Source organism: Bacillus sp. FSL K6-1366 (genome assembly GCF_037976695.1).
Classification (GTDB): domain Bacteria; phylum Bacillota; class Bacilli; order Bacillales; family Bacillaceae; genus Bacillus; species Bacillus subtilis.
In genome coordinates this window covers 2,216,417-2,230,000 of the sequence record NZ_CP150268.1, presented here as the reverse complement: position 1 = coordinate 2,230,000, position 13,584 = coordinate 2,216,417, and the positions used below count along the sequence as shown (strand labels likewise).

Here is a 13,584-nt window from a genome sequence, read left to right as displayed (position 1 = left end):
CAGAGTGTCCTACAACCCCAAGAGGCAAGCCTCTTGGTTTGGGCTAATCCCGTTTCGCTCGCCGCTACTCAGGGAATCGCATTTGCTTTCTCTTCCTCCGGGTACTTAGATGTTTCAGTTCCCCGGGTCTGCCTTCTCATATCCTATGAATTCAGATATGGATACCACTCCATTACGAGTGGTGGGTTTCCCCATTCGGAAATCTCCGGATCAAAGCTTGCTTACAGCTCCCCGAAGCATATCGGTGTTCGTCCCGTCCTTCATCGGCTCCTAGTGCCAAGGCATCCACCGTGCGCCCTTTCTAACTTAACCGTTAAAAAGAATCACTATGTGATATCTTGTATTACTAATTGAATGTGATGTCTACTGTTATCTAGTTTTCAAAGAACACGTTGGTGGAGCCTAGCGGGATCGAACCGCTGACCTCCTGCGTGCAAAGCAGGCGCTCTCCCAGCTGAGCTAAGGCCCCGTTATATAAGATGGTGGGCCTGAGTGGACTCGAACCACCGACCTCACGCTTATCAGGCGTGCGCTCTAACCAGCTGAGCTACAGGCCCATCTTAACTTATTCAAGGAACAAAGTTCCTTCAAAACTAAACAAGACAGGGAACGTTCTGTTTATAAGACCCAAGGTCTTATATTCCGTAAAATATCCTTAGAAAGGAGGTGATCCAGCCGCACCTTCCGATACGGCTACCTTGTTACGACTTCACCCCAATCATCTGTCCCACCTTCGGCGGCTGGCTCCTAAAAGGTTACCTCACCGACTTCGGGTGTTACAAACTCTCGTGGTGTGACGGGCGGTGTGTACAAGGCCCGGGAACGTATTCACCGCGGCATGCTGATCCGCGATTACTAGCGATTCCAGCTTCACGCAGTCGAGTTGCAGACTGCGATCCGAACTGAGAACAGATTTGTGGGATTGGCTTAACCTCGCGGTTTCGCTGCCCTTTGTTCTGTCCATTGTAGCACGTGTGTAGCCCAGGTCATAAGGGGCATGATGATTTGACGTCATCCCCACCTTCCTCCGGTTTGTCACCGGCAGTCACCTTAGAGTGCCCAACTGAATGCTGGCAACTAAGATCAAGGGTTGCGCTCGTTGCGGGACTTAACCCAACATCTCACGACACGAGCTGACGACAACCATGCACCACCTGTCACTCTGCCCCCGAAGGGGACGTCCTATCTCTAGGATTGTCAGAGGATGTCAAGACCTGGTAAGGTTCTTCGCGTTGCTTCGAATTAAACCACATGCTCCACCGCTTGTGCGGGCCCCCGTCAATTCCTTTGAGTTTCAGTCTTGCGACCGTACTCCCCAGGCGGAGTGCTTAATGCGTTAGCTGCAGCACTAAGGGGCGGAAACCCCCTAACACTTAGCACTCATCGTTTACGGCGTGGACTACCAGGGTATCTAATCCTGTTCGCTCCCCACGCTTTCGCTCCTCAGCGTCAGTTACAGACCAGAGAGTCGCCTTCGCCACTGGTGTTCCTCCACATCTCTACGCATTTCACCGCTACACGTGGAATTCCACTCTCCTCTTCTGCACTCAAGTTCCCCAGTTTCCAATGACCCTCCCCGGTTGAGCCGGGGGCTTTCACATCAGACTTAAGAAACCGCCTGCGAGCCCTTTACGCCCAATAATTCCGGACAACGCTTGCCACCTACGTATTACCGCGGCTGCTGGCACGTAGTTAGCCGTGGCTTTCTGGTTAGGTACCGTCAAGGTACCGCCCTATTCGAACGGTACTTGTTCTTCCCTAACAACAGAGCTTTACGATCCGAAAACCTTCATCACTCACGCGGCGTTGCTCCGTCAGACTTTCGTCCATTGCGGAAGATTCCCTACTGCTGCCTCCCGTAGGAGTCTGGGCCGTGTCTCAGTCCCAGTGTGGCCGATCACCCTCTCAGGTCGGCTACGCATCGTCGCCTTGGTGAGCCGTTACCTCACCAACTAGCTAATGCGCCGCGGGTCCATCTGTAAGTGGTAGCCGAAGCCACCTTTTATGTTTGAACCATGCGGTTCAAACAACCATCCGGTATTAGCCCCGGTTTCCCGGAGTTATCCCAGTCTTACAGGCAGGTTACCCACGTGTTACTCACCCGTCCGCCGCTAACATCAGGGAGCAAGCTCCCATCTGTCCGCTCGACTTGCATGTATTAGGCACGCCGCCAGCGTTCGTCCTGAGCCAGGATCAAACTCTCCGATAAAGTAGTTTGACTGACTACGCACATCGCTGTGCGATTTTTAAAAACTGAATTAACAGGTACGTTTTGTCTTGTTTAGTTTTCAAAGAACTTTGTTTACCGCTCGTTTAAGCGACTTTATTATCATAACATTTACCGTCGTTACTGTCAACAACTTTTTAGCATTTTCTTTTCAAAAAAGCTGTTCGTCATCAGCGACGTATACTAGAATAACACCTTCGGTTGTCTAAGTCAATACATAATATCAATTAAATGATAAATTGCTTAATAACGACTAACGCAGCTATTCCGGGTATCCCTAAAATTCCGCTGATAGCTGTTGTAACCAGATTAATCGGCACATGAATGCCAAGACTGCCGCCAAACATATTTACACAAACCAGCAGCAAAGCACCTGCCACAAATTTAACAGCTGTGATGCCAATCCACTTTAAAGGCTTCGCAGCTGAACCTGATAAAAAAAGAAGAATAACCAGTCCTAAAATAATCCCGATAATAAAAATAGGCTCCATGAATCTTCTCATCTCCTTCGCTTGTTCTAGTACAAGCTTATGAGAAGATCCAGGAGTTTAGACCACTTACTTCCACCGGCTGATTTTTACATTTCGCTGCTTCGCTTCCCTTAAGTAAAAAAAATACTTCGCTTCAGCTACTTTCAGTTCGTATAACACTTCAGCAGACGGTTCTAAGCTTTTTTCGACCAGCTTTTTTTGCCTGTTCCACTCTTCCTTTTGCTTAAAAAGCTGCTCGGTTAGTTTTTCATCAAACTCTCTTCTTAATGTTTTCTTGCGAAGAAAACCCATGGATCGCTTTTTCCTCCTTACAATTCACGTCTTCCTTCAAGTGCTTTAGAAAGAGTGACCTCGTCAGCATATTCCAAGTCACCGCCGACGGGCAGTCCGTGGGCAATACGGGAGAGCTTAATACCAGACGGCTTGAGGAGCCTTGATATATACATCGCCGTTGCTTCCCCTTCTATATTAGGGTTTGTCGCGAGGATCACTTCTGTCACTTGATCATCCTGTAATCGTTTTAACAATTCTGGTATTTTAATATCCTCCGGTCCAATGCCGTCCATTGGAGAAATAGCGCCGTGAAGAACGTGATACTGTCCGTTGTATTCCTTCATTTTCTCCATAGCGATAACATCCTTAGGGTCTTGCACAACACAGATAACAGACTTATCCCTGCGCGTATCTTCACATATATAGCAAGGGTCCTGATCTGTAATATGCCCGCAAACTGAACAATATGTCAGGTTGCGTTTCGCATTTACTAATGCTTTCGCAAAATCTAATACTACATCTTCTTTCATACCTAGAACAAAAAAAGCCAGACGAACCGCTGTTTTCGGTCCGATCCCTGGCAATTTCATAAAGCTGTCAATCAGCTTTGATATTGGTTCAGGATATTGCATGTTCTTTTATCCCCCTAGAATAAACCTGGCATGTTCATTCCCTTTGTAAATTGACCCATTGTTTCGTTTGTGATTTCGTCAACTTTTTTCAAAGCTTCATTCGTTGCAGCAAGCACTAAATCTTGAAGCATATCAATATCTTCAGGATCAACGACTTCTTCTTTGATGATAACATCCAGGATTTCTTTTTGGCCGTTTGCTTTTACTGTTACCATACCGCCGCCTGCAGTTCCTTCAACAACCTTTTCTGCAAGCTCTTCTTGAGCCTTCGCCATGTCCTTTTGCATTTTTTGCATTTGTTTCATCATTTTTTGCATATTACCCATTCCGCCACGCATAGCATTCACTCTCTTTCATTTTGTTAGTCTTTTATTTCAATTAAATCCGCTCCAACAAGCTTTTTCGCTTCGGCAATAAGCGGGTCTTCTTCAGCCGGTTCATTTGATCCTTCATTTTCCTGCTGATGATCTTCTAAAAATTCTTCTCTTATTTTACCCCATTGTGCTTCTGGAACGCCAATCAAATCCATTCTTTTTCCGAGCATCGATTCTAAAATCTGCTCAAGATTAGTCCGGACTCCGTTGTTATCCTCAGCGACCATTTTACAATGAATTTCATATTTGAATTTCAGAACAAATGCCGCCGATCCGGCAGCCACAGGTTCACTGTCATTCAGCAAAGCGGCATGTGATACTTTGTTTTGCTGTTTGAGATGAGCAAGAAGCTTGCCCCAACTGTTTCTGAGCAGATCAAGATCCGGTCTTGTGGCTTCCTTCAAAATCTCATGAATTCTGCCTACTGGCGCTTTGTAATTGGATTTCCCGCCCTTTGGCACACGCGGCGCTTCTTTTTTCGGGCTTTCCGCAGCTGCTTTTATGCCCGTTGTTTTGAGCCGCTCTACTTCCTGTTCGAGCTGCTGGATTTTTTTCATCAGCATATCCACTTCCGGGAGATCAGCAGCAGATTGATGTGAGGTTTGGCAAATCTTCACAACAGCCACTTCGAAAAAGATACGCGGATGATTTGTCCATTTCATTTCCTGATGGCTCTTGTTCAGAATATCAATCATTTCATATAGGGCCTGAGCCGGAATTTGTTCACTTAGTTCCCGGAACGTTTCATCAACTTTTACTTTCTCAAGAACTCCCTCTAAGCCAGGGGCTGTTTTGTACAGCAGCATGTCCCTGAAATAGAAAATCATATCTTCTATCAGCTTAGCTGGATCTTTTCCTTGCTGAAGCAATTCATTTAATGTTTCCAGTGCGTCAGAAACGTTTTTATCATGCAGGGATTGTGCAAGCTTCCCGATATATAATTGAGAAACAGCACCCGTAATTAAAAGCGCATCTTCGACTTTCAGGATATCGCCGCTGAATGATATGGCCTGATCAAGAAGGCTCAGGGCATCCCTCATCCCTCCGTCTGCAGCACTCGCGATGATATCCAGCGATCCTTCCTCCACTTGCAGCTGTTCAGCATCAACAATTTTATTCATGCGGCCTACAATCGCCTGGGAGGTAATTCGTTTAAAGTCAAAACGCTGACATCTAGAGATAATGGTTAAAGGAATTTTGTGTGGTTCAGTTGTTGCTAATATGAAAATACAATGCTCAGGCGGCTCTTCTAATGTTTTTAGTAATGCATTAAAAGCGCCGATAGAAAGCATATGCACCTCATCTATGATATATACCTTATATGTGACGGCCGACGGGGCAAACTTCACTTTATCGCGAATGTCACGAATCTCATCAACACCGTTATTAGAAGCGGCGTCAATTTCTATGACATCGGATATTGACCCGTTTGTTATCCCTTTACAGGCCGCACATTCGTTGCATGGCTCATCAACAGGAGCATGTTCACAGTTGACAGCCTTAGCAAATATTTTGGCTGCACTGGTTTTTCCGGTTCCTCTTGGCCCGGAAAACAGATAGGCGTGAGAAAACTTTTTTTGCAAAAGGGCATTTTGCAGCGTTTTTGTAATGTGTTCTTGTCCGACCACATCTTCAAAGCGCTGAGGCCTGAATACTCGATATAAAGCTTGGTAACTCACGGGTTTGCCCTCCTCCGTTATTCATCATTCCCATTATACATGAACCTTGTTTCGATTCCAAAAGCTCTTTTTACATAACAAAAAACTCACCTAATATTAGGTGAGTCTGAAAATTTGATGATTGATTTACCGTGCACCTTCTGTCGATTCGCTACCCTAAGCGTTACTTAAGCAGTTAGCTCGGCCCAGGCAACCCTGCGGCACATGAGAGGTTTCACTTAATGCTGCTTCCTTCCGGACCTGACATGGTTCATGAATTCCCATTGCGCAGGACCCAAACGTCAACACCACTTACTTAAGGCAGGCCTTAAAGTAAACGAACCTCGAGAAGGGATTCGGCCCTGCTAGAGCGGATTGCAGGTACAGGGCACCGCTACCTCCCCGCTTAGCACGGCAAAATAAATATCAAATTTTATGTTGCATCTATTACGATGCACACTTAAGTATATCTGTTTCCCCTAAAAATTGCAACCGTACTATTCAGACAAGTTTTTCCTGGCAGCTTTCTTCTTTTTTCTTAGTTCTCTGAAAAACGCACTGAGCATTCCGCCGCATTCTTCCTCAAGTACACCGCTCACCACTTCAGCCTGATGATTAAAGCGTTCCTCCTGGAGAAGGTTCATTAGCGTGCCTGAACAGCCGCCTTTCGGATCAAATGCGCCAAAAACCACTTTTTCCACTCGAGAAAGTACGACTGCACCAGCACACATTGGACAAGGCTCAAGCGTCACATAAAGAGTCGCACCTTCCAGCCGCCATGTTCCCAGTGCCTTACACGCTTCATCAATCACAAGCATTTCTGCATGGGCAATAGATCGTTGCTCAGTCTCTCTTAAATTATGTGCACGCGCTATAATTTCATCATTAACGACAAGCACCGCACCTATTGGCACTTCACCTTTCTCTTCAGCCTTTTTCGCTTCTTTAATTGCTTCTTTCATATAAAGTTCATCTTGTGTCATAAGGATAAGCTCTCTTTTCAAAGTTTTTTCATTGCCTAAAAAGGCTACATATTAACTATAACTGAAACGGAAAGGAGACTGTCGATTGTCCAAAGCAGATACAGCCCTTCTCATTGTAGACATGATCAATAATTTTGAATTCGATATGGGAGAAACCCTCGCTAAAAAAACAGAAAAAATCGTTCCTCATATTTTATCATTAAAGGAGCACGCGAGACAAAATGAATGGCCGATTATTTACATCAATGATCATTATGGACTTTGGCAAGCTGACATTAAAAACATTCAGCAAGAATGCACAAATGAAAGAAGCAAGGATATCATCACTAAGATAGCCCCGGAAGATGCTGATTATTTTTTAATCAAACCAAAACATTCCGCTTTCTACGAAACTGCACTTCACACCCTTCTTACTGAGTTGCAGGTGAGACATATTATCTTAACAGGTATAGCCGGCAATATATGTGTGCTGTTTACCGCTAATGACGCTTATATGAGGGAATACAGCATCACGATTCCTAAGGACTGTATCGCGTCAAACAGTGACGAAGATAACGAATTCGCCTTAACTATGATGGAGAATGTTCTTTTCGCAGAAATTACGACGGAAGAACAAATTACAGAAAAATAAACATGATCAGCGCTTTTCTTTCATACATTGATAGCGATATGAAAGGAGGCGTTTTTCATTCAAATTTATGTGGTAAAACAAGGCGACACTCTTTCTGCTATCGCTTCACAATACAGAACAACCGTAAGTGAGATCACTGAAACGAATGAAATACCGAATCCCGACAGCCTTGTTGTCGGACAAACCATTGTCATTCCAATAGCCGGCCAGTTCTATGATGTGAAGCGAGGTGATACCCTGACATCCATCGCCCGGCAGTTCAATACAACAGCAGCCGAGCTCGCAAGGGTTAACCGCATCCAGTTAAATACCGTGCTTCAGATTGGTTTCCGTTTATACATCCCTCCAGCTCCTAAACGAGACATCGAATCAAATGCTTATTTGGAGCCCCGAGGAAATCAAGTCAGCGAAAATCTCCAGCAGGCGGCCAGAGAAGCGTCACCCTACTTAACGTACCTTGGCGCATTCAGCTTCCAGGCACAGCGGAACGGAACCTTAGTCGCACCGCCTTTAACGAATTTAAGGAGCATTACAGAAAGTCAAAATACAACATTGATGATGATTATAACGAACCTAGAAAACCAGGCATTTAGTGATGAACTTGGCCGGATCCTTTTGAACGACGAAACTGTAAAAAGAAGGCTTCTAAATGAAATAGTGGAGAATGCCAAGAGATATGGCTTCCGTGACATTCATTTCGACTTTGAATATTTGCGGCCCCAGGATAGAGAGGCCTATAATCAATTTCTCCGCGAAGCAAGGGATCTTTTTCATCGAGAGGGCTTAGAAATTTCTACGGCTCTTGCTCCTAAAACAAGTGCAACACAGCAGGGCAGATGGTATGAAGCTCATGATTACAGGGCGCATGGCCAAATTGTCGACTTTGTTGTTCTCATGACATATGAATGGGGCTATAGCGGCGGGCCGCCTCAAGCGGTTTCTCCAATTGGACCTGTCCGTGATGTCATAGAATATGCTTTGACTGAAATGCCTGCGAACAAAATTGTCATGGGCCAGAATTTATATGGATATGACTGGACGCTGCCATATACAGCAGGGGGAACTCCGGCAAGAGCAGTAAGCCCTCAGCAAGCCATTGTCATAGCTGATCAGAACAATGCTTCCATTCAGTATGACCAAACCGCTCAAGCTCCTTTCTTCCGCTATACTGATGCAGAAAACAGAAGGCACGAGGTATGGTTCGAGGATGCCCGCTCGATCCAAGCAAAATTCAATCTGATTAAAGAGCTGAATTTAAGAGGCATCAGCTATTGGAAGCTGGGTCTTTCCTTTCCACAAAACTGGCTGCTGCTGTCTGATCAATTTAATGTTGTCAAAAAGACGTTTCGATAATTTGGAAACGTCTTTTTTTCATGGGGGCACCTAAGGGTTGTGATACAATATGAAGGTCGGTAACTGACGCACGTTTTTCAGATATAAGGAGGATTCCGATGAATACAGCCCCTTTTATTGCAATAGAAGGTCCTATCGGGGCAGGAAAAACAACTCTCGCAACGATGCTCTCACAAGAGTTCGGATTCCCTATGATCAATGAGATTGTAGAGGATAACCCGTACCTTGATAAGTTTTATGACAATATAGAGGAATGGAGCTTCCAGCTCGAGATGTTTTTTCTTTGTCACAGATACAAACAGCTTGAAGACACCAGTGATCACTTTTTAAAAAAGGGACAGCCTGTAATAGCTGATTATCATATTTATAAAAATGTGATTTTTGCGGAACGCACCTTGTCTCCACATCAGCTGGAAAAATACAAAAAGATATATCACCTGCTAACGGATGATCTGCCAAAGCCGAATTTCATCATTTACATAAAGGCCAGTCTGCCTACATTGCTACTCCGCATTGAAAAACGCGGGCGCCCCTTTGAGAAAAAAATTGAAACTAGCTATTTGGAGCAGCTGATTTCAGATTATGAAGTCGCCATCAAGCAGCTGCAGGAAGCAGACCCTGAACTTACAGTGTTAACCGTAGATGGTGATTCAAAGGATTTCGTTTTGAATAAGAGCGACTTTGAACGCATTGCCGCCCATGTAAAGGAGCTTATCGTATGAAGGAACATCATATCCCTAAGAATTCAATTATTACAGTAGCAGGAACAGTAGGTGTCGGAAAATCGACTTTAACAAAAACTTTAGCTAAACGGCTTGGATTTAAAACATCTTTGGAGGAAGTCGATCATAATCCATACTTGGAAAAGTTCTATCATGATTTTGAACGTTGGAGCTTTCACCTTCAAATTTATTTCTTAGCTGAACGCTTCAAAGAACAGAAAACAATTTTTGAAGCCGGCGGAGGTTTTGTACAGGATCGTTCGATTTATGAAGATACAGGAATTTTCGCAAAAATGCATGCTGATAAAGGGACAATGTCAAAGGTTGATTATAAGACTTACACAAGCCTTTTCGAAGCAATGGTGATGACACCGTATTTCCCACACCCAGATGTGTTGATCTATTTAGAAGGAGATCTGGAGAACATTTTAAACCGGATTGAACAACGCGGCCGCGAGATGGAGCTTCAGACAAGCAGGTCTTATTGGGAAGAAATGCATACACGCTACGAGAACTGGATAAGCGGTTTTAATGCCTGTCCTGTTTTAAAACTTCGCATTGAAGATTATGATCTTCTGAACGACGAAAACTCGATTGAAAATATTGTAGATCAAATTGCTTCAGTTATTCATGATAATCAAAAAAAGTGAATCTCAGTCGAGATTCACTTTTTCTTTAAAATAAAAAATCCGCCGCACCGAATGCAACGGACAAAACAATCTCCAATATATGCTTGTGTTTCATTAGAATTAAAATCAATATGGCGGAGGAAGAGGGATTCGAACCCCCGCGGGCTTTGACACCCCTGTCGGTTTTCAAGACCGATCCCTTCAGCCGGACTTGGGTATTCCTCCGTATCGACAAGACTTACTATATCACGTATGTTCTCGTGTGGTCAAGCATTTTTAAAAACTTTTTTTGTTTTTATGAAAATGCCATGTTTACATAAGCAAAAAGGCGCACCTTGTCAGGCACGCCTTTCCATAATTTACGGTTTTATTACTTCTCTATTCCCCATATAAGGACGAAGCACTTTCGGAATCACAACGCTTCCGTCTTCCTGCTGATAATTTTCTAAGATTGCGGCAACTGTTCTTCCAACCGCCAGTCCTGAACCGTTCAGTGTGTGTACATGCTCAGGCTTGCCTTTCGCTTCACGTCTGAAACGAATATTCGCACGTCTCGCCTGGAACGCTTCGAAGTTGCTGCAAGAAGAGATTTCTCGATATGTGTCTTGGCTTGGAATCCAAACTTCGATATCGTATTTTTTCGCAGCCGTAAAGCCTAAGTCACCCGTACACATGCTCATGACACGGTATGGAAGCTCAAGCAGCTGAAGAACCCGTTCTGCTTGGTTTGTAAGCTTCTCTAATTCTTCATAAGAATCTTCAGGCTTCACAAACTTTACAAGCTCAACTTTATTAAATTGGTGCTGACGAATTAATCCGCGTGTGTCACGTCCTGCTGAACCAGCTTCAGAACGGAAGCAAGCACTGAATGCCGCATAGTTGATCGGCAGGCTGTCACCTGAAAGGATTTCATCGCGATGCATGTTTGTAATCGGCACTTCCGCCGTTGGAATTAAGAAATAATCTTCTTCTCTGATTTTAAATGCATCCTCTTCAAATTTAGGAAGCTGCCCCGTTCCCGTCATGCTTGCGCGGTTTACCATATATGGCGGGATCACTTCAGTGTAGTTATACTCATCCACATGCAGATCAAGCATAAAGTTATAAAGCGCACGCTCCAGACGAGCACCTAAGCCTTTATAGAACACGAAACGGCTTCCTGTTACTTTGGCAGCACGTTCAAAATCCAGAATACCCAGCTCATCCGCAATATCCCAGTGCGGCTTCGGCTCATAAGCAAATGAAGGCTTTTCACCCCATTTACGCACTTCTACGTTGTCGTCTTCTGTTTCACCGACAGGTACAGACTCATGCGGAATATTTGGGATTGAGAGCAGGATTGTATCAAGCTCAGCTTCCACTGTCCGTAATTCTTCATCGAGCTTTTTAATTTCCTCGCCGACTTCACGCATTTCTTTAATAATGTGATCCGCGTCTTTTTTCTCACGCTTCAGCACAGCAACCTGCTGAGAAACTTCATTTCGTTTTCCTTTTAACTCTTCAACCTTGCCGATAAGCTCTCTTCGTCTATCATCCAGCGCCTCAAACTTATCAAAATCAGTTAAGTCTTCGCCTTTGTGTACAAGCTTTGCTTTAATTTCTTGAAAATTTGCTCTCAGCATTTTCGTATCAAGCATGCGAAACACTCCTTTTTTTATTGATTTATCGAAAATAAAAAGAGCCCTCATCCCCATAAAGGGACGAGAGCTCTCGCGTTGCCACCCTGATTGAAAACAAATCAAAGACTCGTTTTCCACTTTCAAACATAACGGTTATCCCGTAAATGCCTACTCGCTTCAGCATTTCGCTCAAGGATGGATTCAGACAGCATCTTTCACCGATTCGCACCAACCATCGGCTCTCTTAGAAAGAGAGGCTCCCTACTAGTTCCTATCAACGCTTTTCGATCTTTATTTGTGCTTATAATGTACTATAAGTTTCCACAGCTTTCAACTGTTTTATACAAGTGCCTTTTGCTTATATTCCTCAACCATTTCAACAAACAGCTGCGTCACTCGGTGATCTTCTGTCAGCTCCGGATGGAATGAGCAGCCAAGGAATTGCCCCTGTTTCGCGGCTACAATACGACCATTATGCTCCGATAGAACTTCAACATTTTCACCAGCTTCTAAAATATGCGGAGCACGGATGAATACCCCAGTAAAAGGCTCGTCCAAGCCTTTAATTGTTAAATCAGCTTCAAAGCTGTCAACCTGCCGGCCAAATGAATTACGTTCTACAACCACATTCAGAAGACCTAAATGAGGATTATCTGAACCGGCAATTTCTTTTGCTAATATAATTAATCCGGCACATGTTCCAAACATCGGTTTGCCCTGAGCAGCGAATTCACGAAGCGGCTCCATGAATTGATACGTATCGATCAAACGGCGCATCGTTGTGCTCTCACCGCCCGGCAAAATCAACCCGTCAACTTCGTTCAGCTGCTCCGGACGTTTTACGACAAGACCAGCCGCGCCACATGCTTCAATCGCATGGATGTGCTCTCTAACTGCTCCTTGAAGTCCTAGTACACCTATTGTTAACATGTCAGCAGCGCTCCTATGTTCTTACCAGCCGCGTTCTTGCATACGCTGTTCTGGAAGTAAGTTTGAGATTTCAATCCCTTTCATTGCAGTACCAAGCTCTTTTGACAGCTCAGCGATCAATTTGTAATCAGTAAAGTGAGTTGTTGCTTCCACAATTGCTTTCGCAAATTTAGCAGGGTTGTCTGATTTGAAAATACCAGAACCAACAAATACTCCGTCAGCACCGAGCTGCATCATGAGAGCAGCATCAGCTGGAGTTGCTACGCCGCCAGCGGCAAAGTTAACGACAGGAAGCTTGCCGTCTTTTTTAATTTGAAGAAGAAGCTCGTAAGGAGCACCTAGGTTTTTCGCTTCTGTCATTAGTTCATCCTCACTCATCGCAACTACTTTGCGCACTTGAGCGTTAACTTTGCGCATATGGCGAACAGCCTCAACAATATTACCTGTTCCAGGCTCACCTTTTGTGCGAAGCATAGAAGCACCTTCCGCAATACGGCGTGTTGCTTCACCAAGATCACGGCAGCCACAGACAAAAGGAACTGTATATTCATTTTTATTTAAATGAAATTCTTCGTCAGCCGGCGTCAGAACTTCACTTTCATCAATATAGTCAACACCCATAGCTTCAAGCACACGCGCTTCAACAATATGTCCGATACGCGCTTTTGCCATTACCGGGATAGATACTGCATTCATTACTTCTTCCACGATTGTAGGGTCAGCCATACGGGCAACTCCTCCAGCCGCGCGAATATCTGCTGGCACACGTTCTAGCGCCATTACAGCGACAGCTCCAGCTTCTTCAGCGATTTTCGCTTGTTCCGCATTGATGACGTCCATGATGACGCCGCCTTTTTGCATTTCTGCCATTCCGCGTTTTACACGTTCAGTACCTGTTTGAGCCATTTCTTGGTCCCCCTAATCAAGGTATAGTTATATGATTTCTAATTCTTATTGTATCCTAGAAATCCAATAATTCATATGGATATATACTATTTTATTCGGTTTTTAGCGCTTTGAAAATCATTTTTTATTAAAAATTGGGTTTTTTCAGTATATTAT

13 protein-coding genes, 3 tRNA genes, 2 rRNA genes, 1 other RNA gene and 1 other annotated feature (1 of these 20 running past the window's edge) are annotated in these 13,584 nt (G+C 44.3%); of the genes, 4 read left to right on the top strand and 15 right to left on the bottom strand.

Annotation, left to right across the window (positions count from 1 at the left end; translation table 11 throughout):
• The 11 genes from MHI44_RS11695 to tadA all read right to left on the bottom strand — a co-directional run.
• A 23S ribosomal RNA gene (locus MHI44_RS11695) occupies positions 1-312 on the bottom strand (it extends 2,616 nt beyond the left edge of the window).
• Positions 313-393: 81 nt separating this feature from the next.
• Positions 394-469, bottom strand: a tRNA-Ala gene (locus MHI44_RS11690).
• 11 nt (positions 470-480) lie between these two features.
• Positions 481-557 (bottom strand) — tRNA-Ile (locus tag MHI44_RS11685).
• A gap of 102 nt (positions 558-659) precedes the next feature.
• Positions 660-2,209 (bottom strand): 16S ribosomal RNA (locus MHI44_RS11680).
• The 16S and 23S rRNA genes sit together here with 2 tRNA genes alongside, the layout of an rRNA operon.
• 245 nt (positions 2,210-2,454) lie before the next feature.
• Positions 2,455-2,718 carry a sigma-K factor-processing regulator BofA gene (bofA, locus tag MHI44_RS11675; protein WP_003225421.1) on the bottom strand — a complete coding sequence of 88 codons (264 nt, stop codon included), beginning with the start codon at positions 2,716-2,718 and terminating at the stop codon, positions 2,455-2,457.
• Between the two features lie 66 nt (positions 2,719-2,784).
• A complete protein-coding gene (locus tag MHI44_RS11670) occupies positions 2,785-3,009 on the bottom strand; it encodes a YaaL family protein (protein WP_212059419.1) in 225 nt (74 codons plus the stop codon).
• A gap of 17 nt (positions 3,010-3,026) precedes the next feature.
• The gene (gene recR, locus MHI44_RS11665; protein WP_003225425.1) at positions 3,027-3,623 is read right to left on the bottom strand and encodes a recombination protein RecR; all 597 of its coding nucleotides are present in this window, start codon (positions 3,621-3,623) and stop codon (positions 3,027-3,029) included.
• 14 nt (positions 3,624-3,637) lie between these two features.
• On the bottom strand, positions 3,638-3,961 hold the full coding sequence (locus tag MHI44_RS11660) for a YbaB/EbfC family nucleoid-associated protein (protein ID WP_003225427.1): 324 nt from the start codon (positions 3,959-3,961) through the stop codon (positions 3,638-3,640).
• A 23-nt stretch (positions 3,962-3,984) separates the two neighbouring features.
• On the bottom strand, positions 3,985-5,676 hold the full coding sequence (gene dnaX, locus MHI44_RS11655; protein ID WP_029317164.1) for a DNA polymerase III subunit gamma/tau: 1,692 nt from the start codon (positions 5,674-5,676) through the stop codon (positions 3,985-3,987).
• 129 nt (positions 5,677-5,805) lie between these two features.
• Positions 5,806-6,070, bottom strand: an RNA gene (ffs, locus tag MHI44_RS11650) — signal recognition particle sRNA large type.
• A gap of 82 nt (positions 6,071-6,152) precedes the next feature.
• Positions 6,153-6,638, bottom strand: a complete 486-nt coding sequence (gene tadA, locus MHI44_RS11645; RefSeq protein WP_003226784.1) for a tRNA adenosine(34) deaminase TadA — start codon at positions 6,636-6,638, stop codon at positions 6,153-6,155.
• Between the two features lie 85 nt (positions 6,639-6,723).
• Here tadA and MHI44_RS11640 point away from each other — a divergent pair, with 85 nt between their 5' ends.
• The 4 genes from MHI44_RS11640 to dck all read left to right on the top strand — a co-directional run bounded on the left by MHI44_RS11640 (position 6,724) and on the right by dck (position 9,994).
• Positions 6,724-7,269, top strand: a complete 546-nt coding sequence (locus MHI44_RS11640; RefSeq protein ID WP_003226786.1) for an isochorismatase family cysteine hydrolase — start codon at positions 6,724-6,726, stop codon at positions 7,267-7,269.
• 69 nt (positions 7,270-7,338) lie between these two features.
• Positions 7,339-8,622, top strand: a complete 1,284-nt coding sequence (locus tag MHI44_RS11635) for a glycoside hydrolase family 18 protein (protein WP_024572658.1) — start codon at positions 7,339-7,341, stop codon at positions 8,620-8,622.
• Between the two features lie 98 nt (positions 8,623-8,720).
• Complete coding sequence (gene dgk, locus MHI44_RS11630; protein ID WP_319622046.1) at positions 8,721-9,344, top strand: deoxyguanosine kinase; 624 nt, start codon at positions 8,721-8,723, stop codon at positions 9,342-9,344.
• Positions 9,341-9,994 (top strand): deoxyadenosine/deoxycytidine kinase, encoded by a 654-nt coding sequence (dck, locus tag MHI44_RS11625; RefSeq protein ID WP_003226792.1) that lies wholly within the window; start codon positions 9,341-9,343, stop codon positions 9,992-9,994. The genes dgk and dck overlap by 4 nt, the downstream gene beginning before the upstream one ends.
• 111 nt (positions 9,995-10,105) lie before the next feature.
• Here the strand turns inward: dck and MHI44_RS11620 are convergent.
• The 4 genes from MHI44_RS11620 to pdxS all read right to left on the bottom strand — a co-directional run bounded on the left by MHI44_RS11620 (position 10,106) and on the right by pdxS (position 13,428).
• Positions 10,106-10,198 (bottom strand) — tRNA-Ser (locus tag MHI44_RS11620).
• Between the two features lie 134 nt (positions 10,199-10,332).
• Entirely contained in the window at positions 10,333-11,610 is a 1,278-nt protein-coding gene (gene serS / locus MHI44_RS11615) for a serine--tRNA ligase (protein ID WP_015253023.1), read from the bottom strand.
• 56 nt (positions 11,611-11,666) lie between these two features.
• Positions 11,667-11,879: a binding site (T-box leader), on the bottom strand.
• A 52-nt stretch (positions 11,880-11,931) separates the two neighbouring features.
• Positions 11,932-12,522 (bottom strand): pyridoxal 5'-phosphate synthase glutaminase subunit PdxT, encoded by a 591-nt coding sequence (gene pdxT / locus MHI44_RS11610; protein ID WP_003226797.1) that lies wholly within the window; start codon positions 12,520-12,522, stop codon positions 11,932-11,934.
• A gap of 21 nt (positions 12,523-12,543) precedes the next feature.
• Positions 12,544-13,428 carry a pyridoxal 5'-phosphate synthase lyase subunit PdxS gene (pdxS, locus tag MHI44_RS11605; protein WP_003247145.1) on the bottom strand — a complete coding sequence of 295 codons (885 nt, stop codon included), beginning with the start codon at positions 13,426-13,428 and terminating at the stop codon, positions 12,544-12,546.
• Positions 13,429-13,584 lie beyond the last annotated feature (156 nt).

Excerpts from the sequence above, each read along its gene's own strand:
- MHI44_RS11660 (WP_003225427.1), bottom strand. The coding sequence starts at position 3,961 with ATGCGTGGCGGAATGGGTAATATGCAAAAAATGATGAAACAAATGCAA.
- MHI44_RS11670 (WP_212059419.1), bottom strand. The coding sequence starts at position 3,009 with ATGGGTTTTCTTCGCAAGAAAACATTAAGAAGAGAGTTTGATGAAAAA.
- bofA (WP_003225421.1), bottom strand. The coding sequence starts at position 2,718 with ATGGAGCCTATTTTTATTATCGGGATTATTTTAGGACTGGTTATTCTT.
- recR (WP_003225425.1), bottom strand. The coding sequence starts at position 3,623 with ATGCAATATCCTGAACCAATATCAAAGCTGATTGACAGCTTTATGAAA.
- serS (WP_015253023.1), bottom strand. The coding sequence starts at position 11,610 with ATGCTTGATACGAAAATGCTGAGAGCAAATTTTCAAGAAATTAAAGCA.
- tadA (WP_003226784.1), bottom strand. The coding sequence starts at position 6,638 with ATGACACAAGATGAACTTTATATGAAAGAAGCAATTAAAGAAGCGAAA.
- pdxS (WP_003247145.1), bottom strand. The coding sequence starts at position 13,428 with ATGGCTCAAACAGGTACTGAACGTGTAAAACGCGGAATGGCAGAAATG.
- dgk (WP_319622046.1), top strand. The coding sequence starts at position 8,721 with ATGAATACAGCCCCTTTTATTGCAATAGAAGGTCCTATCGGGGCAGGA.
- pdxT (WP_003226797.1), bottom strand. The coding sequence starts at position 12,522 with ATGTTAACAATAGGTGTACTAGGACTTCAAGGAGCAGTTAGAGAGCAC.
- dck (WP_003226792.1), top strand. The coding sequence starts at position 9,341 with ATGAAGGAACATCATATCCCTAAGAATTCAATTATTACAGTAGCAGGA.